Raw genomic sequence first — 19,297 nt, forward strand, 5'->3', positions numbered from 1 at the left:
CCGGGCGGCCACAATGGGGCCGTGGCGCGCCGACGCCCGGGAGGAGTGACGCGATGGAGGAGCCCGTCGTCGCGATCGTCTGGATCGTCTCGTTCGTGGTGGTGACCGTCCTGGTCACCGGGGTGTCGGGGCGGGTGAACTGGTCCGCTCCCGTGGCGCTCGTCGCCGTCGGGGCTCTCGCCTCCTTCGTCCCCGGGATCCCGGAGGTGGTGGTCGAGCCGGACGTGGTGCTGTTCGGGATCCTGCCGCCGCTGCTCTACGCGGCGGCGATCCGCACCTCCGTCCTCGACGTCCGCGCTCGCGGCGACAGCATCCTCCTGCTGTCGGTCGGGCTCGTCGTCTTCACGGTCGCGGTGGTCGGCGCGGTGGCCTGGATGGTCGTCCCGGCGATCACGGTCGCCGCGGCCCTCGCGTTCGGCGCGATCGTGGCGCCCACGGACGCGGTGGCGGTCACGGCGATCGCGGGGCGGCTCCGCCTGCCGCGGCGCATGCTCACGGTGCTCGAGGGCGAGAGCCTCCTCAACGACGCGACCGCGCTGGTGGCGCTGAACGCCTCCCTCCTGGCGATCGTCAGCACGGTCACTCCCGGGCGCATCGCGCTCGACTTCGTGCTGGCCGTGGCGGTGGGCGGCGGGGTCGGGATCGGCATCGCCGTGCTGCTCGGGTTCGTGCGCAAGCAGGTGCAGTCGTCCGTCCTGGACACGAGCCTCTCGCTGGTGACGCCCTACGTCGCGTTCATCCCGGCGCAGCTGCTGCACGGCTCCGGGGTGCTGGCGGTCGTGGTCGCGGGGCTCTACCTGGGCTACCGGGCGCCGGTCATCCAGTCGGCGCAGGCGCGGATCGCGGAGTCGCTCAACTGGCGGACGATCCAGTTCCTGCTCGAGAACGCCGTGTTCCTCTTCATCGGGCTGAGCCTCTCGTCGGTGGTGGAGGCGACGGCCGACTCGGGCATCGGGGTCTGGCAGACGGTCGGCATCGGCGCGGCTGTGCTCGCGGCGCTGGTCGGGAGCCGCGTGGCCTGGATGTGCATGACGACGCTGCTGTTCCGGCACGGTCCGCGCCGGCTGCAGCAGCGCGGGTGGACCTGGCCGACCGCGATCGGGGTGTCGTTCGCGGGCATCCGCGGCGTGGTCACCCTCGCCGCCGCGTTCCTCCTGCCCGCGGAGACGCCGCAGCGCGCGTTCCTGCAGTTCCTCGCCTTCATCGTGGTGGCGGGGACGCTCGTCGAGGGGCTCGCGCTCCCGCGGCTCGTCCGCGCCCTGAAGCTCCCGGCCCCGAACGAGATGCAGGAGCACGTCGAGAAGCAGATGCTGCTCGCCGAGGCGCAGGCCGCCGGCCTCGCCCGGCTCGACGCGGAGCCGCAGGACGGAGTGGAGGACCGCGTGCTCGACCGGCTGCGGCGGAACGCGACGTTCCTCGCCGACGCCCTGGAGAACCCGCCGGAGGGCGAGGGCGTGGAGCCGCTCCCGCAGGCCTACAACCGGCTCCGGCGCGTGATGATCGCGGCCGAGCGGGAGGCGGTGCTCCGCGCGCGCTCCGAGGGGCGGTACCAGGAGCCGGCGGTGGTGAGCGCTCTGGCGTTCCTCGACGTGGAGGAGGAGGCGCTGGCGGTCGGGCGGCAGTAGCGCCGGGAGGGCGGGGACCCCGGGCGGGATCCCCGCCCTCCCGGCGGTACGGTGTCCGGGCTCAGTCCAGGGTGGAGCGGACCGAGGCGCGGGCCTCGTCGAGCGCGGCGCGCAGGGCGTCGACGCTCGCGGTCGTCACGGATCCCGAGGAGGCGGCGGTGCGCAGCTCCGCGCGCAGCTCGTCGCGGAACTCGGTGAGCAGCACCTCGGCGTCGCGCAGGGCGATCCGCGAGGCGGTGCGCGCGTCGGGCGAGACCGGCGCGGTCTGCTCCGGCGCGGGCTGCTCGGAGGGGGTGCCGGACGTGTCCTGCGGGCGCGGCTCCTCGGCGGAGTGCTCCGGTCGGCGTCCGGGCTCCCGCGAGTCGCGGGCGGCGCTGGCCAGGTCGGCGCGGAGGCTCTTCATCGCCTCCGCGACGCCGAGGCGGACCTCGTCGGCGAGCCGGCGGACGGAGTCGGTGAGCTCCTCCTCGATGTCGCCCAGGTCGGTCGCGCGGTTCGCGAGCTCGGCGCGGCCGGCGTCGGTGATGGAGTAGACGGTCTTGCGGCCGTCGGCCTCCTTCGTGACGAGTCCTTCCTCCTCGAGCTTCGCGAGGCGCGGGTAGACCGTGCCGGCGCTGGGCGCGTAGGTGCCGCCGAAGCGCTCGCTGAGCGCCTGGATCAGCTCGTAGCCGTGGCGCGGCGACTCGGCGAGGAGGTTGAGCAGGTAGAGGCGCAGGCGGCCGTGCGCGAAGACGGGGCTCACAGCGAGCTCCCGTCCATCGGGCGGCGATCGTCGGCGGGGCCGGTGCCGGGAGAGCCCCAGCCCTCGCCCACCGAGGCGGAGGACGCGGCGACGGACCGGCGGACGACGACCACGTCTCCCGAGACGGAGTTGGCGGCGACGTCGACCCACTTCGAGTCGAGCGAGCCCGTGGTCGAGGTGAAGCCCCGGCCGAAGGTGCCCTTGACGACGGAGCCGTCGAGCTGGAGCGTGCCCGAGACGGTGTTGATGCGGTAGCGGGCGCCGAGGCCCTCGTCGACGCGGATCGTGAGGTCGCCGCTGACGGTGTTGGCCTGGATCCGGTCGGGGGTGCCCTCGGCGTCGACGAACACGCTGCCCGAGACGCCGTCGACGGTGAAGCGGGTGAGCTCGCCGGTCGCGGTGACGTCGCCGGAGACGGTGCGCGCGGTGACGCGGCCGGTGTGGCTGCGGACCGAGAGCTCGCCGTGGACGGTGTTCACCTCGATGTCGCCGTGCAGGCCGTCGACGACGATGTCGCCGCCGACCGTCGAGACGCGGGCGTCGCTGTGGAGGCCCGAGACCAGGCCGTCGGCCGAGACGGTGTCGAACTTGAGGTCGACGCCGCGGGGGACGAGGAGGCTGATGTCGGCGCGGTCGCCGCGGCGGCCGAGGCCCTTCACGACGTCGACGATGGTGTCCCAGCGGAGCTGGACGTGGTCGATCTCGAGGCGGTCGCCGTCCATCGAGACCTTGAGCGGGCGACCGTCGACTCTGTGGACCTCCACGCGGGCGGTCGGCTCGTCGTGGGCGATGACGTCGATCTGGCCGCCGACGAGGGCGACCTTGACCGAGCGGACGACGTCGAGGTCGATGACCTTCGTCTCGCCGGCCTGTACGAGCCATTTCTCGAGGGACATGAGCTCCTCCTCCTGCACCGGGGTGCCTTTCTGAAACGCGATACATCGCGAGTGGACGAGAGTCACGATATATCTCGATCGTTGCGGTCGGCAACGGGGCTCGGCCGGTTCCCAGCGTCGAGGGGCCGGGACCGGGGCGGGGCCGAGGCGGGATGAGGCCGGGGGCCGGAGCCGAGGCCACCGTCGAGGGGGTGAGGCCGCGGCGGGCGCCGTGGTAGACCGGGCGCATGGACCCGATCGCGGCACTCGAGGAGATCGCAGCACTGCTCGAGCGGGAGCGGGCCTCCCGCTACCGGGCGAAGGCGTTCCGCCGGGCGGCCGCGGTGCTGGAGGGGATGGCGTCCGCCGAGCGGGACGACCTCGCCCTCGTGCGGCGGGCCTCCGGGATCGGCGACACGACCTTCACGGTGATCGAGCAGGCGCGGTCGGGCCGGGTGCCCGACTACCTCGCGGAGCTGCGCGGCTCGGCTCCTCCGCCCGCGAGCGCGCTGCGGGGACGGCTGCGCGGCGACCTCCACAGCCACAGCGAGTGGTCCGACGGGGCGACGCCCGTCCTCGCGATGGTGGACGCGGCCCGCGCGCTCGGCCACGAGTACCTGGCGCTCACCGACCACTCGCCGCGGCTCCGTGTCGCCCACGGTCTCAGCGCGGAGCGGCTGGAGGAGCAGCTGGCCCATCTCGCGGGCCTCGACACCGGGACCCTGCGGCTGCTCAGCGGGATCGAGGTCGACGTCCTCGAGGACGGCGCGCTCGACCAGACGGACGAGCTGCTGGACCGCCTCGACGTGGTCGTCGCGAGCGCCCACTCGAAGCTGCGGCTGCCCTCCCGCGAGATGACCGCCCGGCTGGTCGCGGCGGCCTCGGATCCGCGGACCGACGTCCTCGGCCACGTCACGGGGCGGCTGGTGTCGGGCGAGCGCGGCACCCGCCCGCCGTCGACCTTCGACGCCCGGGCCGTGTTCCGGGCGTGCGCCGACCACTCCACCGCGGTCGAGATCAACGCCCGCCCCGAGCGCGAGGACCCGCCGGACGGGCTGATCGCGCTCGCGCTCGAGGAGGGCTGCCTGTTCTCGATCGACAGCGACGCGCACGCTCCGGGCCAGCTGGGCCTGCTCGACTACGGAGCCGAGCGGGCGGAGCGGCTCGGCGTCCCGGAGGAGCGGATCGTGACCACCTGGCCGGTCGAGCGGCTCCTGGAGTGGACCCGCGGCTGAGGATCCTCGCGCGTTGCGCAAACGAACTGCGGCCATCACCCCCTTGACAGGAGGCCGTACCGCGGGAGGAGATCCGACGCAAGTGGCGAAATCCCAGCCGCCCACGCGGCATGCTCGGTACCGGTCCGCTCCTCCTGGGCCGCTCCAGCGGTCGGGAGTCGCGCTCCGTCGCACTCTCCGCTCCGACAGACCAGGTGAACCATGGCCACGCAGACCGCTCTCGACGCCGTGCGCGCCGCTCCCACTCTGCTCGAGGCCGTCCGGATGGCGGACGAGCTGACGGTCGCCGCGGTGAGCGACGGTGGTGGCCGCGCGGTGCGCCTGCTCACCCGCGCAGCCCTGGACCCCTCGGACCAGCTCACTGCGATCGCGGCCGTGCACTCGCTCGCGCAGGTCTTCGACGAGGAGGCCGACCTCGCGCTGCTGATGCTGCTCGAGGACGAGCGCCCGTACCTCCGCGAGCACGCCGCCTGGGCCTTCGGCGGGCGCCTGCCCCGCCCCGCCGCGCTCGGACCGCTGCTGCGCCTGGTCCGCGACGGCGGCTTCTCCGGCATGCTCGCGCAGCGCACCGTCCTGCTCTGGGCCTCCTCGACCCCCGACCTCGTCGCCGTCGCGCTCGAGGGCGCGCTGCTCGGCGAGCGCGAAGCGGCGGCCCGGGCGCGGCTCGTCGAGACCCTGGGCCTCGTGCCCGGCGCGATCGCCGAGCGCACCCTCCTGCACGTGGCCGCCGATCGCGCGGAGGGGCTGGAGGCGCGGGCCGCCGCGACGGACGCGCTCGGCGAGCGCGGCTCCGACGACGCCGAGCTCCTGCTCACCGGCCTGGCCGAGGAGGCGGCGCCGATCGGGCCCCTCGCCCGGCTCGCCCTCGGCGACCTCGCCCCCGCACCGGCCGTGGAGGCCGGGCCGACGGTCGCGCAGCTCTTCGTCCACGCCGACATCGACGGCACCCTGACGCGGGTGGGCGCGGGCGACAACGGCGGCATCGCGACCCTGCTGGTGCGCCTGGGCGACTCGCTCGTCGAGCAGGAGGGCATCGACCGGGTGCTCACGCTCTCGCGCGGGACTCCGGCCGAGGCCGAGCGCGCGCTCGGCGAGCTGCCCGACTCCGGCCACGGCTTCGCTCCGGTCCCGTTCGTGGGGCCGCCCGTGGCCATGCCTCAGGCGTGGAGCCGTCGCATCGCCGCCGAGCGCGGCATCCGCCGGATCCTGCGCGCGGCCGGCCGGGTCGACGTGCTGCACCTGCGCATGGCGGACGTGGGAGCCCTCGCGGCGGCCGCGGTCGCCCGGGAGCTCGAGATCCCCGTCGTGTTCACCCTCGCTCCGGACCCGCACGCCCTGATCGCGGGCCTGGACGCCTCCGGCGCCCTCACCCGCGCGGACTTCGGTGAGCGCGACGCCGCCGAGCACTTCTGGTTCCGCGTGCGCCTGGTGCAGCGCCTGGCCGCCGACGCCGCGCACACCGTCCTCTTCCCGCGGGAGGAGCTGGCGGCGACCATCCGCGAGCTGATCGGCGTCGACATCACCGCGCACCCGGAGCGGCACACGATCGTCCCGGAGGGGATCGACGTCGGCCTGGTCGAGCGCGGCGAGGCGGCCGCACGGGCCTCCGCCGCCGGTGAGCCGGTCGCGCTGGACGAGGGCGGGGACCTGGCCTCGCTCGACCTCCTGCTGGAGGAGCTGCCCGAGCACCGCCGCGGCCTCCCGCTGCTGCTCAGCGTGGGCCGCCTGCACCGGGTGAAGGGGATGGCGGCGCTCGCCGAGGCCTGGGCGTCCGACCCCTCGCTCCGGGAGCGCGCCAACCTGCTCCTGGTCGGCGGCGACCTCGCCGACCCGAGTCCCGACGAGCGCGAGCAGCTCGACCGCATCCGCGCCGTCGCGTCCGACGGGCTGCTCCTGGCCGGCCACCGCCCGAACGGGACCGTGGCCCGCTGGCTCGGCTCGATCCGGCACGGCCGACCGGGGCTCTCTGCTCCGGGAGGCGCCTACGTCTGCGCGAGCGTCAAGGAGGAGTTCGGCATCGCCCTCCTCGAGGCGCTCTCCGCAGGACTGGTCGTCGTCGCTCCGGCGACAGGCGGGCCCGCGACCTACGTCGAGGAGGGGGAGACCGGCTTCCTGGTCGACACCGCCGACCCCGCGGCACTCGCCGCCGGCGCCGCCGCCGCACTCGATCTCGCAGGAGGGCCTCTCGGCCAGCACGCCGCGGCCCGCGGGCACGCGATGGTCGCCGAGCGCTACACGGTGCAGGCCATGGCTCATGCCCTCTCGGGCGTCTACGCGCACGCGACCGCGGACCAGGAGCGTCCTCTCCGCTCGCCGCTCGTGCTGGGGGCCTCGTGACCCTGCTGATCATCAGCCCCGACTACGCGTCGCACCTGCTGCCGCTGGCGACCCTCGGCACGGCGTGGCAGGAGGCGGGCGAGCGCGTCGTCGTGGCCACCGGCGACGCGACGCGCTCCATCGTGGACGGCTTCGGATTCGAGCACATCGCGCTCCGGCTGGGGCGCGGCTCCAACCCGGGCACGATCCGCGCGGAGGAGCAGGCGCCCGACGAGGGCGCGTCCCTCCGCGGCTTCTTCGACGCCACCCGGCGCGGGATGGTCCCGACCCTCGCCTACCAGGCGCGGGAACGGCTCACCGACCTGCTCTGGGATCCGTCCGGCGTCGCCGCGCGCCTGCGCGTGATCCTCGACGAGGTGCAGCCCGACGCGATCGTGGTCGACCACCTCGCCTTCACCGCGCGCGTGGCGCTGAAGGCACTCCGCGTGCCCTACGGCGACGTCGTGCTCGGCCACCCCAGCGCGCTCACGGTGCCCGGCGAGGTCTACGGCTTCCCCCCGGTCTGGCCGGACGCCTTCGCTCCGGAGCCGGACGACCTCGATGCGCTCCGCGCCCTCTGCGAGCGTGTGCGCGACTCCTTCACCGCGGAGTGGAACGCAGCCCTCACCACCCTCGACCCCGGGGCGGCGCCCAGCGCCGACGCCTTCGCCGAGAGCGGCGACGTCCTGCTGCTCAACTACCCGGGCGAGCTCCACGACTCGGCCCGAACCGCTCAGCTGCCGCCGCACGCGTTCCTCGGCTCCGCCGTCCGCGAGGAGCCCGATGACGGGGAGGTCGAGGAGTGGCTCGCCGCGTCCGAGGATCCGGTCGTCTACGTGAGCTTCGGCAGCTTCCTCTCGGTGCGCGACGACGTGCTCGCCCGGGTCGTCGAGGCCCTGGCCGGTATCGAGGTCGGGGGCAGGCCCGTCCGCGTGGCTCTCGCCTCCGGCGCGACCGAGCGCTCGGCCCTGGGCGAGGTCCCCGAGGGCTGGCTGGTCCGCGGCTTCCTGCCGCAGGTCGCGCTCCTGCGCCGGGCCGCGCTCGCGGTCAGCCACGGCGGCAACAACAGCGTCACGGAGGCGATGACCGCGGGCGTGCCGCTCGTCGTCCTGCCGTTCTCGACGGACCAGTTCGCGGGGGCGGCCGCGCTCGAGGACGCCGGGTTCGCCGCCGTGCTCGACCCCAATGCGGCCTCCGGGGGAGAGCTCGCGGAGGCTGCGCGGCGGATGCTCGCACTCGACGCTCCCGCCCGGGAACGGCTGACGGCGCTCGCCGAGGCCCTCGCCCGCGAGACGGGACCGCAGCGGGCCCTCTCCGCCCTGAGCGGAGCGACCGTCCAGCGCTAGCCTGGGCCGATGGTCGAGCCGACACCCCGGGACGCGCCCCTGCGCGCCGAGCGGGACGCCGCGCGGGCGGACCCGATGCTGCGCGCTCTCGGACCGTTCGGGCGCTTCGAGGGGATCGTCCCTCCGCTGTTCGAGGCGGTTGCGCGGATCCTGCACCCCTCCGACGACCCGCCCCGGCGGTGGCGCGAGGTCGCCGAGCGGGAGGGGACGCTCCTGCATCCGCTCGCGCAGTGGGACTCGCTCACCGGCGAGCATCCCGACGAGTACGCGGAGCCCCGCCTCGGAGTGCTCCCGCTCGACGAGCTCGCGGCCGTCGCCGCCGTGCTCGCGGAGCACACGAGCGCTCCCGAGGACTGCCTGGCCGTGTTCTGGGAGGGGTTCGGCGTGCTGAGCGGCGGGTCGCGAGTCCTGATCTCCCGCTCGGACGCCTCGGACGAGCTGCCCGAGTGGATGAGCGACACCCGGCCGACCGGCTGGGAGCACCCCGAGACCGCCGCCGCGGCGACGGTGGAGCTGCCGGGGCGGGAGGGGCCTCTGCTCTCGCTCGACGTCAGGGTGCTCGAGGACACCGCGTGGGCGCGCTCGGCGGGCTTCGCCGACGCCTCCGGGCTCGTCGTGCAGACTCCGCTCGCGCTCTGGCCGGGGGACCGGGCCTGGTACCTCGCGAGCGAGGTCGACTTCGACTCGACGCTGATCGGCGGCTCGCGCGCCCTCGTCGACGACCTGCTGCGGCTCTCCGCCGCGGGGCGGATCGAGGCGCTCCTCCTGCCGGATCAGGTGGACCTCACGAGCACCGGTGACCGGCTCAACCCGAGGCGGCGGTGACGGAGTGAGCGACGAGGACGACGAGCGCTGGCTCGTGGTGAAGGGCCGCCGATGGCGGCGCACCGACCCCTCTCTGCCGGAGGACGTGGTCGCCGGCCTCACCTCGCACCTCGGGCGCGGGCGCTCGGGAGTGCGCTCCGCCAGGATGCACGAGGACGCGGAGGCGGAGGCGCTGGCGCGCAGGAGGGTCGGGCTCGCCAAGCACGGGCTGGGCGAGCGCGGACCGGCATGGTGGGACGAGCCCGAGGCCGATCGGCTCGAGCGCGCCCGCGAGGCGCTGCGGGCGCTCGAGGAGCTCGACGCTCCGGAGGACTGACTCGGCTTCTGCATCCCCCGAGCGTGCTCGTCGGGCGAGGCGGGCGGGGAACGCCCGAGCGGATCCGGGGAGAGCGCGTGGAACCGCGGCCTGTGGAGGAGGACCGCCCCCGCGGAGGCCGCCGACCGAGGCCGACCGCCGAGGCCGCCCGCCGAGCCCGCCCGCCCCTAGCGGAACCTCACCACGAAGCCGTCCTCCGGCCCGGTCGGGAAGCTCTGCAGGCTCACGCGCAGATCCTGCCCGTCCTCGACGTCGTACGGGTGCCCCGCGGCCAGGAGCTCCAGCGCCGCGGACAGCAGGTCGACGGTCGCCGGCTCGCCCGGGCACCGGTGGTCGCCTCCGTAGTGCCCGCCGCCCTGGGCGATGAAGCCGTTGCGGTCGACCGGCGACCGGAACCGCTCCGGATCGAAGCGGCCCGGCGCCTCCCAGTGCGAGCCGTGGTCCGTCGCGTAGAGGTCGATTAGCATCCACTGCCCCGCGGGAAGCGTCTCGCCGCGGAAGTCCAGCTCCCGGCGGGCCCTTCCTCCGACCATCGGGAAGAACGGGTAGAAGCGCCGCACCTCGTTCGCGAACGCGACGCGCTCCTCCTGGTCGGCGAGCCGCTCCCGCCACTCCGGATGCCGGTGCAGCGCGAGCGCCGCCAGCACCACGAAGCGCCCCACCGCGACCGTGGGCCGCAGCAGGTTGATCAGCTCCACCGCGGCGACCTCGACGGGGAGGAGGCCGCCGTCCTCCTTCTCGTGCGCGATCCGGTGCAGGGGAGTCGGGGAGGGTCCGGCCGTCCGGTTCGCCTCGATCAGGCCGCGCGCCCACCGCTCGGTCGAGCGGCGGCGGAGTCGCGCGGCCCAGTTGGGCGGGCCGAAGCGCCCGGCGTTGTCGATCATCGCCCGGAGCTCGTCCGTGCGCCGCAGCACCTCCTCCTCGTCGGCCTCGATGCCGGCCCACGACAGGACCGCGCGGCCCAGGACCTCCGCGGCGACGTCCTGGAGGCGGACCCGCTCGCCCGTCAGCCGGGCGGCGGACGCCTGCCACTCCCGCGCGAAGGCCGAGACCAGCCTCGACCGCTGCTCGGGCGTCTCCACCAGATCCAGGAACATGCGCTTCCGCCGCCGGTGCGGCTCGTCCTCGAGGGTCTGCACGCTGCCCTCGTCCTGCAGGAGGTGCAGCACCGAGCCGGGCAGCGCGCCCTCGCGGTCGAAGCGCCCGCCCTCGTAGAAGAAGCGCGCCGCCTCGATGCCGCGCGCCATGATCACCGGCCGTCCGAGGATCCGGGTGCGGAACGCGTCCGCGCCCACGTCGTCGAAGCGCCGCGTCCCGAAGAGGTAGCCGTCGGCGAGGACGGCCGCGCTGCTGTCGACCGCGGGGAGGACGGGGATCGAGGCGGCGATCAGCCGGCCGATCCCTCGGTGTCGTCGCCCTCGGCCTGCGAGGGCTTGTCGACGCCCGCGTCGTCGACGTGGTCGTGGTTCTGCGGGTTCTCCTGCGGCTGCTCGGTCCGGTCGGTCATGGTGCTCCTCTCGCGTCGGCGCGGTGCGCGCCTCGCGGCCACGGTAGGAAGAGCGCGGCGGACCCAGGTACCCCGTTGACTCGCGGGGGAGGGGCGGGCAGACTCCACCGCCCTCAGCGCCTCCGCAGGAGGACCGGCGCGGTCGCCCAGACCACGGCGAGCAGCAGCAGCACGCCTCCGCCCGCCCAGAGGCCTGCCGGCCCGCCCAGCACGACGTCGAACACGAAGCCCACGACTCCGACGAACAGCAGCGATCCCGCCGCGAGGCACACCGTGACCACCCGGTTGCCGAACCGCACCAGCTCGGCCTTCCTCCGCCGCTGGAACAGCAGCCGGTGGGCGATGACGGGCGCCAGCGCCAGGATCGTGACGCACGCGGCGAGCAGGACGAGCACGAGGTAGAGCGCCACGTCGGGCGGCGCGAGGTCGGCGAAGCGCTGCTGGAAGCACAGCGTCAGCAGGAAGCCGCCCAGGATCTGCGTGCCGGTCTGCACGACCCGCAGCTCCTGCAGGATCTCGTTCCAGTTGCGGTCGGATCGCTCCTCCACCGTCTCGTCGCGACCGGAGTCGGGGGCGGAGGGGTCGACGGGTCGGTCGCTCATGGGACGAGGGTAGAGCTCAGGCGAGCAGGGACTCCGCCAGCGAGATCGCCCCGCGCACCCCGGACTCGTCGCCGAGCGCCGGGCGCACGATGCGGATCCGCCCGCCGCCCGTCCCCGTCGCTCCGGGCGCGCCCATCAGCCGCTCGACCTCGGCCTCGACCGCGGGGACGAGCCCCGGCGTCTTCGACACGCCTCCGCCGACGACCGCGAGCCGCACGCCCGCGACGTAGGCGAGCGTCGTGACGAGCTGCGCGAGGTAGTAGGAGCTGAAGCGGAGGTTCGCGGCCGCCTCCTCGGGGCCGAGGCGGGAGCCGTCGACGCCCCAGCGCGCCGAGATCGCGGGACCGGCGACCAGGCCCTCGAGGCAGTCGCCGTGGAACGGGCAGGTGCCGGCGAAGCCGTCCTCGGGGTGGCGGCGGGGCAGCAGGTGCGCGACCTCGGGCCAGCCGCTGCCGGCGAGGAGCCGTCCGCCCGCGATCACGCCGCCGCCGACTCCGGTGCCGACCGTCAGGTAGACGAAGTCGTCGACTCCGGCTCCGGCGCCCCAGCGGGCCTCGCCCAGGGCGGCTCCGTTGACGTCGGTGACCAGCGCGAGCCGGGCGCCCGGTGCGGCCGCGCCGATCGGGCCGAGGACGTCGGTGCCCTCCCAGCCGAGCTTCGGCGTGGAGGTGAGGTGCCCGTAGGTCGGCGAGCCGGGGTCGATGTCGAGCGGGCCGAAGGAGGCGACGCCGACCGCGGCGACGGTGCCGTCGACTCCGTGGCCGCTGACGAAGCCGGCCAGATCGGCGAGAGTCTCGGCGGGCCCGCGGGTCGGCAGGGTCGTCGTCGCGAGGATCCGCTCGGGATCAGCGGCGTCGGCGACCGCCGCGACGACCTTCGTGCCCCCGGTCTCGATGCCGACGAGGAGGGGACGGTCGGCGGTGGCGCTCATGGATCTCCAGGGCTCGTGCGGTGCGTCTCGGGTCTCAGCAGGCGGACAGCGAGCGCACCTGCGCCGACAGGGTCAGGGGGCTGCCGAGGAGCAGCACCTGATCGAGGTCGTGGCCCTGCATCTTCACACGGGTGCTGCGCGGCAGGCAGGTCGGCTCGCTGAGGTAGAGCGGGGCGCCCTGCTTCGCGGCGACCGGGCCGACGGCCAGCGCGTCGGCGAAGCCGGTGGCGGTCGCGAGGTAGACGGTGTCGCCCAGCTCGGACGGCGGGAAGACGTCGTTGAGGCGTCGGCTGGTGTCGTGGCGGTCCGTCCCGGCGATGCGCGACACGGTGCCGGCGATCTTCGCGGCGCGCAGGTCTGCCTCCACGGCGGTCGAGATCGACGGCGCACCGCCGAGCAGCTGCACGGAGGAGGGGTCGAGTCCGGCGAGGGTGTCACGGGTCGGCTGGTCGAGGCGCGAGCGGGCGCCGTCGACGAGGAGGACGGGCTCGGCGCGGCGGCCGGCGATCGGCGCGACCGAGAGGGCGTCCGGGAAGTTGGTGCCGGTCGCGACGAAGACGTTCTCGTAGCTGCCGTCGGGGAAGGCGTCCTCGACGATCCGGCGCGAGGTGTCGTAGCGGTCGACGCCCTCGATGCGCTCGGTCGGGATCCCGAGGGCCTTCACCTGCTGGAGCACCGACTCGCTCACGGAGAGGGCGCTGCCGACCACGACGATCCGCTGCGGGGCGAGGCGGCGCAGCTCGGCCGCCACCACGGCGGGCAGGACGCTCGGGTCGGTGAGCAGGAGGGCGCCGCGCTGCTTCGCGGCGGCGGGGCCGGCGCTCAGAGCGTCCGGCCAGTTCGCTCCGCTGGCGAGGTAGACGACGGGGGCGCCGTCGGCGAATCCGGAGGCGGTCACCGCGACGGCGGTCGCGTACCGGTCGGTCCCGGCGAGGCGGGCGACGTCGGAGGAGTAGGCGGACGGGAAGAAGTCGATGCCGCTGCGGCCGCCCGGCGGCACGGTGACGACCGCGCGCTCGTCGAGGCGGGCCAGGCGCGAGAAGTACTGGTCGTCGTAGGCGGGGTACCCCGGCTCCACGAGGCGCAGGAGGTAGTCGCCGGCGGGCAGGGCGAGGTCGCCCGTGTCCCACGCGCGGGCGGCGCCGGGGGCTCCGGTGACGGGGACGGTGTCGAGCAGCGAGTACGTCCCTCCGTCGACCCACCAGGCCTGCACGTCGAAGGAGGGGGAGGAGACGCCCGGGACCGCGTCGGCGGTGACCGATCCGGACAGCTCGGCGGTGCGCAGGAGGGAGATGGCGACGGACTCGTCGGTCCCCCGGGTCGTCCTCGCGGCCTCGGCGACCGGGGTGTCACCGAACCAGGTCGGGTACCAGTCGTCGCTGCCGATCAGGTTCGCGCGGACGGTGAGGGGCTCGCCGCCGGGAACGGGGAGGGAGAAGTCCGCGCCCGTGTTCGCCTGGGCGACCACGTCCCCTTCGGCGTCCTCGACCTGGACGTAGAAGTACGGGTTCTCGGGGGCGGGGTGCTCCTCATCGGCGTCGCGGAGCGCGATGGTGCCGGACAGGACGACCTCGGCGGCCGCCTCCTGCGCGGCGCTCGCGCCCGGGAGATCGGGGGCGGCGACGGCCGGACCGGCGGCGAGGCCGGCCAGCAGGAGAGCGGAGACGCCGATCGCGGCGAGGGGGCGTGCGGGCACGGCGGGCCTTTCGGCAGGATCCGCGGGAGGCCGCGGCGGACACGGTGTCTGAATGTTAGCCGCCGCCCGCCTCCGGGCGAGGGCGGGTGTCGGCGGGATGGGCCCCCGTCCGGGGGACGGTGGTGGTGCATTCCCGGGGCCGCCGGAGGAGTCCGCGCGAGCAGGCTCCCCCGGCGGCCCGGGTCGGATCCCCTACTTGACGACCGCTGCGGTGGCGGCGGAGGTGCGCGTCGCCGTCGTGTAGTCGGCCTTCTTGCCGGTGACGGTCACCGTGATCTTCTTCCCCACCGTGGCGCTGGTCGGCTTGTAGGTGGCGGAGGTCGCCCCGGAGATCGCGGTGCCGTTCGCCTTCCACTGGTAGGTGAGGGCCACCGGCGAGGGACCCCACGTGCCCGGCTTGGCGGTCAGGGTGGATCCGACCTTCGCGGTGCCGGTGATCGTCGGGGTCGCGGCGGAGAGGGTGCCCGCCACCACGGCGCTCGTCTTCGCAGAGGTCTTCGTCACGGCGGTGAATCCGGACTTCGACCCCGTGACCGTCACGGTGATCGCCTTGCCGAGAGTGGCGCCGGTCGGCGTGTACGTCGCAGACGTCGCCCCGCTCAGAGCGGTGCCGTTCGCCTTCCACTGGTAGGCGAGGGCGACGGGGGAGGGGCCCCAGGTGCCGGGCTTCGCGGTGAGGGTCGAGCCGACCTTCGCCGTGCCGCTGATGGTCGGCGTCGCGGCGGTGATCGCGCCGCCGGTCACGGCAGCGGTCCCGGAGGAGACGCGTGTCGTCGAGACGTAGCCCGACTTCGAGCCCGTGACGGCGACGGTGATCACCCTGCCCGCGTCGCCCGCGTCCGGACGGTACGTGGTGCCGGTCGCCCCGCTGATCGCGGTGCCGTTCGCACGCCACTGGTAGGCGAGGGCGACGGGGGAGGGACCCCAGGTGCCGGCGCTCGCCGTGAGCGTCGAGCCGACCGCGGCGGTGCCGGTGACGGTCGGCGTCGCGGCGGTGAGGGCGGTGCCGCCGATGCGCACGACGGTCGAGATGGCCTCGCTCTCGCCTCCGGCGTTGATCGCGCTGACGCTCATCGTGTAGGCCGCGCCCGCAGCGAGATGCGTGAACGTGAAGGAGCGGGCTGTGGCGGCGACCGTCGTCGACCACGGACCGGCGCCCGCGTTGTCGACGCCGTTGCGCGAGACGCGGTAGCCGGTGATCGCCGGGTTGCCGGCCGACTCCGGAGGCGCCCAGGAGATCGTCGCGGATCGCACGCTGTCGTTCGTGGTGCCGGCGACGCGCGTGGGAACGGAGGGGGCGAAGTAGGCGTCGGCGGTGCGGGTGACCGTTGCCGCTTCGCTGGTGCCGATCGCGTTGATCGCCTGAACGGTGAAGGTGTAGGAGGTGTTCGGGCGGAGGTTCGTGAACGTCTGCGAGCGGCGGTCGGCGGAGACGACGGTCGACCAGGGGCCGCTGCCGGACGAATCGGTGCCGTTGCGGGCTACCCGGTAGCCGGTGATATCGCTACCGCCGTCGTTCCAGGGGGCAGCCCAGGTGACGGTGATCGCGGTGCCCGAGGAGTACCCATCGACGTAGTCGGGCGAGAAAGGCGCCGATGTTCCGGTGCCGAAGGTGACACACGACTCCGGGGAGTGCGAGAAATCAGGAGACTCGTTGTAAGGGCGCTCGCTGAGCGACGCTGCCCACACGCAGAATTTGTACCGCTGGAACGGGGCGATATTCAGGTCGACGGACGTGGCGTCGGCGTCGAGGTAGCTATCGTAATCGGGGTACTGGTCCCAGTCGTACTGCGAGTTCAGGTTGTCGAGGTCGTAGTAGTACCGGTCGAAATTGCAGTCTTCACCACCGGCGGAAGGCCTCTCCCAGCGCGCCGTGGCAAGAGACGAGGTCGGATCTGCCGCGACACTCAGATCGCCCGGCGCGGGGACGTCCCAGAAGTGGTAGAGCGACTCCTCGGCGGGGGCGCTCTGGGTGGAAGAGGCGACCAGAGACTCCCCGTCCGTCCCGCCGGAGTATGGAGCGTTCAGGTCCGAGACGCTGGACACCTCGATGTAGTAGTAGTCCCAGGACCGCGGAAGGTCGAACGTCGATGTCGTGGTACGCCCCGTCTCGATCAGCTTTGCGGAGTAGACGTCACCGTCTTCGTAGTAACCCGAATACTGGCTATACACGTGGATCCGATATCCGGCCGTCGCCGACGCGGACGGCGTCCAGGAGACGGTGACCGCATCGGTGCAGTCGTTGTCGGTCACGGTCACGTTCGTCGGCGCAGCCGGCGAACCCGCGGCCTGGGCCGGGGTCGCGACGAAGAGGGAGAGGAGCAGGGCGAGGAAAAGGGAGACGCTGAGGGTCTTCGTTCGCATGGAGGAGGGCATCCGGATTCGTCGGAGCGAGAAGGCCGACGACTGTCGGGCCGGAGGGATCGTCCCATGCCGCTTATCGCTGCACTAAGTCCCCCATTCAGGGCGGAATTCGACGGATTCGACAGATGTCATCAGCGCGATGACAAGCGAGGGATAAGGCTCTTCCTCCGAGAGGCGCCGCGTCATCCCTCCGGAAGCCGCCTCAAGGCGAGAGTCGCGGCGGCATCACAGCGCCCCGCGGAAGACCGGCGGTGATTTCCCGCGCCGCACCCACCGTTCACGCGCGTTCCGTGCGCTCCGCGGCGAGAACCGCACGATCGGCGCGTGCAAGACTGGGCGCGAGCGTGCTCCATCCCGCTGCGTCATGCGCGGGGCACGGAGCCACTGGACCCGGTCCGCTCATCCGCATCCTTTCGCAGGAGGACTCGAATGACCGATACCGCCGTGCTCGCCGAGGCACCCGCCCGAACCCCCGTCGCGAAGACGATCCTGATGTGCCGTCCCGAGCACTTCACCGTCGTCTACCGCATCAATCCGTGGATGGACCCGCAGGTCCCCACCGACACCTCCCTCGCCGTCCGGCAGTGGCAGACCCTCCACGACACCTACGCCGACCTCGGCTTCACGATCGAGCTGATCGAGCCCGAGGCCGGACTGCCGGACATGGTCTACGCAGCCAACGGCGGATTCGTGATCGACGGCATCGCCTACGGTGCCTCCTTCACCTACCCCGAGCGCCAGCCCGAGGGCCCGGCGTACATGGACTGGTTCCGCTCGGCCGGCTTCGACGTCCGCGTCCCCGAGGAGGTCAACGAGGGCGAGGGCGACTTCCTCCTCGTCGGCGAGCGGATCCTCGCCGGCACGGGCTTCCGCTCCGCCTCCGACTCGCACGCCGAGGTCGCCCGCGTCTTCGGCCGCGAGGTCGTCACGCTCGAGCTCGTGAACCCGTCGTTCTACCACCTCGACACCGCGATCGCCGTGCTCGACGACACGAACATCGCCTACCTTCCGAGCGCGTTCAGCGAGGAGGGCAACCGCACCCTCCGCGAGCTCTACCCCGACGCGATCCTCGTCTCGGAGGAGGACGCGTCCGTGCTCGGGCTGAACTCCTTCTCCGACGGCCTCAACGTCGTCATCGCGTCCCGTGCGACGGGCTTCGAGCGCCAGCTGCGCGAGCGCGGCTACAACCCGATCGGCGTCGACCTGTCCGAGCTGCTGCTCGGCGGCGGCGGCGTGAAGTGCTGCACGCTCGAGCTGCGCCGCTGACCCACTCCCCGTGGTCGGCGACCAGCAGCGCCGACCCACCCTCCACTGTCCACGATCCGTCGCACTCGACGCCGAGTGCGACGACTCCTGGAGAGTCGATCGTCCCCTCAGGAGGAACGACATGAGCATCACCGACACCGACACCGCCCGCTCCGCCGCCCTCATCGCCGCGGAGGAGGAGCACGCCGCCCACAACTACCACCCGCTGCCCGTCGTCGCGGCCACCGGCGACGGCGCCTGGATCACCGACGTCGAGGGCGTCCGCTACCTCGACTGCCTCGCCGCCTACTCCGCCGTGAACTTCGGCCACTCGCACCCGGTGCTGCTGGAGGCGGCCCGCGAGCAGCTCGGCCGCGTCACCCTGACCAGCCGCGCGTTCCACAACGACCGCCTCGGCCCGTTCGTCACGGCGCTCGCCGCGCTCGCCGGCAAGGACATGGTCCTGCCGATGAACACGGGCGCGGAGGCGGTCGAGTCGGGCATCAAGGTCGCCCGCGCCTGGGGCTACCGGGTCAAGGGCGTCGCTCCGGGCCGGGCGAACATCATCGTCGCGGCGGGCAACTTCCACGGTCGCACGACCACGATCATCTCGTTCAGCGACGACGCGGAGGCGCGCGACGGCTTCGCTCCGTTCACGCCCGGATTCCGCACGGTCCCGTTCGGCGACGCGGAAGCCCTCGAGGCCGCGATCGACGACGACACCGTGGCGGTGCTGATCGAGCCGATCCAGGGCGAGGCGGGCATCGTCGTGCCGCCGGCCGACTACCTCCCGGCCGTCCGCGAGATCACCGCGCGCCGCAACGTCCTCTTCATCGCGGATGAGATCCAGTCCGGCCTCGGCCGCACCGGCGCCACCTTCGCCTGCGACCTGGTCGGAGTCGTCCCCGACGTCTACCTGCTCGGCAAGGCGCTCGGCGGCGGCATCGTCCCCGTCTCGGCCGTGGTCGCGGACGCCGACGTGCTCGGCGTCCTGCAGCCGGGCCAGCACGGCTCCACCTTCGGCGGCAACCCGCTCGCCGCGGCCGTCGGCCTCGCAGTCGTCGAGATGCTCGCGACCGGCGAGTACCAGGCCCTCGCCCGCGAGCGCGGCGCCCAGCTGCACGCGCGCCTCGAGGCGCTGATCGGCCGGGGAGTAGTCGCCGTCCGCGGCGCCGGACTCTGGGCCGGCATCGACATCGACCCGCGGCTCGCCTCGGGCCGCGCCGTCTGCGAGGCCCTGATGGCCCGCGGGGTGCTGGCCAAGGACACGCACGGCTCGACGATCCGCCTGGCGCCGCCGCTCGTGGTCACCGCTGCCGAGATCGACTTCGCCGTCGACGAGCTGGAGGCCGTGCTCGAGTCGCTGCGCTGAGGCGCACCGTCCTCCCTCCCTCCGCGAGATGCCGTTCCGGTCCGCGACGCGCTGTGTCCGGCGTGCCCGAACGGCATCCCGCGGGAGGGGGAGGGACGTGTTGAGACGGGACGTCTCGACGTCGCGGCAGGCCGTCGCCGCTCTGCGATACTCGCGCGATGAGCACGAGGAGGTGTGGGCCTGCGCCCGCGACCCGGTCGTGGGCCGCGTGGCTGACCGCCGCTCCCAGCCCCGGGCGGGAGGATCGGGGACGTCCGCCACCGATGGGAGCCCCTCATGACCACACCGCGCCGCGCACTG

General features: G+C 73.8%; 15 protein-coding genes. 8 read left to right on the forward strand and 7 right to left on the reverse strand.

Annotated features, from left to right (window positions below):
- Window positions 1-53 precede the first annotated feature (53 nt).
- Entirely contained in the window at window positions 54-1,625 is a 1,572-nt protein-coding gene (locus tag C5C33_RS07780) for a sodium:proton antiporter (RefSeq protein WP_104247408.1), read from the forward strand.
- 61 nt (window positions 1,626-1,686) lie between these two features.
- Here C5C33_RS07780 and C5C33_RS07785 read toward each other — a convergent pair whose 3' ends face one another.
- Window positions 1,687-2,367: a PadR family transcriptional regulator gene (locus tag C5C33_RS07785; protein ID WP_104247409.1), complete on the reverse strand. Its 681-nt coding sequence runs from the start codon at window positions 2,365-2,367 to the stop codon at window positions 1,687-1,689.
- Window positions 2,364-3,263, reverse strand: a complete 900-nt coding sequence (locus C5C33_RS07790; RefSeq protein WP_258069200.1) for a DUF4097 family beta strand repeat-containing protein — start codon at window positions 3,261-3,263, stop codon at window positions 2,364-2,366. Before C5C33_RS07790 ends, C5C33_RS07785 begins: the two co-directional genes overlap by 4 nt.
- Window positions 3,264-3,490: 227 nt before the next feature.
- Here C5C33_RS07790 and C5C33_RS07795 point away from each other — a divergent pair, with 227 nt between their 5' ends.
- From C5C33_RS07795 to C5C33_RS07815, 5 genes are all read left to right on the forward strand, one after another.
- Window positions 3,491-4,477, forward strand: a complete 987-nt coding sequence (locus C5C33_RS07795) for a PHP domain-containing protein (protein WP_104260854.1) — start codon at window positions 3,491-3,493, stop codon at window positions 4,475-4,477.
- A gap of 201 nt (window positions 4,478-4,678) precedes the next feature.
- A complete protein-coding gene (locus C5C33_RS07800) occupies window positions 4,679-6,814 on the forward strand; it encodes a glycosyltransferase (RefSeq protein WP_104260855.1) in 2,136 nt (711 codons plus the stop codon).
- Window positions 6,811-8,139 carry a glycosyltransferase gene (locus tag C5C33_RS07805; RefSeq protein ID WP_104260856.1) on the forward strand — a complete coding sequence of 443 codons (1,329 nt, stop codon included), beginning with the start codon at window positions 6,811-6,813 and terminating at the stop codon, window positions 8,137-8,139. Before C5C33_RS07800 ends, C5C33_RS07805 begins: the two co-directional genes overlap by 4 nt.
- Window positions 8,140-8,148: 9 nt before the next feature.
- Entirely contained in the window at window positions 8,149-8,964 is an 816-nt protein-coding gene (locus C5C33_RS07810; RefSeq protein WP_104260857.1) for a hypothetical protein, read from the forward strand.
- 4 nt (window positions 8,965-8,968) lie between these two features.
- Window positions 8,969-9,280, forward strand: coding sequence for a biopolymer transporter Tol (locus C5C33_RS07815; RefSeq protein ID WP_104256066.1), 312 nt, complete (start codon window positions 8,969-8,971; stop codon window positions 9,278-9,280).
- A 167-nt stretch (window positions 9,281-9,447) separates the two neighbouring features.
- On the opposite strand, the gene C5C33_RS07820 is transcribed toward C5C33_RS07815, so the two are convergent.
- From C5C33_RS07820 to C5C33_RS07840, 5 genes are all read right to left on the reverse strand, one after another.
- Window positions 9,448-10,575, reverse strand: coding sequence for a cytochrome P450 (locus C5C33_RS07820; protein WP_104260858.1), 1,128 nt, complete (start codon window positions 10,573-10,575; stop codon window positions 9,448-9,450).
- A 325-nt stretch (window positions 10,576-10,900) separates the two neighbouring features.
- On the reverse strand, window positions 10,901-11,389 hold the full coding sequence (locus C5C33_RS07825; RefSeq protein ID WP_104223741.1) for a DUF6328 family protein: 489 nt from the start codon (window positions 11,387-11,389) through the stop codon (window positions 10,901-10,903).
- Window positions 11,390-11,405: 16 nt separating this feature from the next.
- Entirely contained in the window at window positions 11,406-12,320 is a 915-nt protein-coding gene (locus tag C5C33_RS07830) for an ROK family protein (RefSeq protein ID WP_104260859.1), read from the reverse strand.
- A gap of 34 nt (window positions 12,321-12,354) precedes the next feature.
- Complete coding sequence (locus C5C33_RS19125; RefSeq protein WP_104260860.1) at window positions 12,355-14,016, reverse strand: cell wall-binding repeat-containing protein; 1,662 nt, start codon at window positions 14,014-14,016, stop codon at window positions 12,355-12,357.
- A 192-nt stretch (window positions 14,017-14,208) separates the two neighbouring features.
- Window positions 14,209-16,380 carry a fibronectin type III domain-containing protein gene (locus C5C33_RS07840; RefSeq protein WP_181136217.1) on the reverse strand — a complete coding sequence of 724 codons (2,172 nt, stop codon included), beginning with the start codon at window positions 16,378-16,380 and terminating at the stop codon, window positions 14,209-14,211.
- A gap of 429 nt (window positions 16,381-16,809) precedes the next feature.
- Between C5C33_RS07840 and ddaH the strand changes: the two genes are divergently transcribed.
- On the forward strand, window positions 16,810-17,646 hold the full coding sequence (ddaH, locus tag C5C33_RS07845; protein WP_104260862.1) for a dimethylargininase: 837 nt from the start codon (window positions 16,810-16,812) through the stop codon (window positions 17,644-17,646).
- Window positions 17,647-17,767: 121 nt separating this feature from the next.
- The gene (gene rocD, locus C5C33_RS07850; protein WP_181133842.1) at window positions 17,768-18,997 is read left to right on the forward strand and encodes an ornithine--oxo-acid transaminase; all 1,230 of its coding nucleotides are present in this window, start codon (window positions 17,768-17,770) and stop codon (window positions 18,995-18,997) included.
- Window positions 18,998-19,297: the final 300 nt, after the last annotated feature.

It is taken from the genome of Rathayibacter sp. AY1H3, assembly GCF_002932015.1.

Bases quoted from the DNA above. Each gene is read 5' to 3' on its own strand.
- C5C33_RS07795 (WP_104260854.1), top strand. From the start codon at position 3,491: ATGGACCCGATCGCGGCACTCGAGGAGATCGCAGCACTGCTCGAGCGG.
- C5C33_RS07840 (WP_181136217.1), bottom strand. From the start codon at position 16,380: ATGCGAACGAAGACCCTCAGCGTCTCCCTTTTCCTCGCCCTGCTCCTC.
- rocD (WP_181133842.1), top strand. From the start codon at position 17,768: ATGAGCATCACCGACACCGACACCGCCCGCTCCGCCGCCCTCATCGCC.
- C5C33_RS07800 (WP_104260855.1), top strand. From the start codon at position 4,679: ATGGCCACGCAGACCGCTCTCGACGCCGTGCGCGCCGCTCCCACTCTG.
- C5C33_RS07790 (WP_258069200.1), bottom strand. From the start codon at position 3,263: ATGTCCCTCGAGAAATGGCTCGTACAGGCCGGCGAGACGAAGGTCATC.
- ddaH (WP_104260862.1), top strand. From the start codon at position 16,810: ATGACCGATACCGCCGTGCTCGCCGAGGCACCCGCCCGAACCCCCGTC.
- C5C33_RS07810 (WP_104260857.1), top strand. From the start codon at position 8,149: ATGGTCGAGCCGACACCCCGGGACGCGCCCCTGCGCGCCGAGCGGGAC.
- C5C33_RS07830 (WP_104260859.1), bottom strand. From the start codon at position 12,320: ATGAGCGCCACCGCCGACCGTCCCCTCCTCGTCGGCATCGAGACCGGG.
- C5C33_RS07780 (WP_104247408.1), top strand. From the start codon at position 54: ATGGAGGAGCCCGTCGTCGCGATCGTCTGGATCGTCTCGTTCGTGGTG.
- C5C33_RS07825 (WP_104223741.1), bottom strand. From the start codon at position 11,389: ATGAGCGACCGACCCGTCGACCCCTCCGCCCCCGACTCCGGTCGCGAC.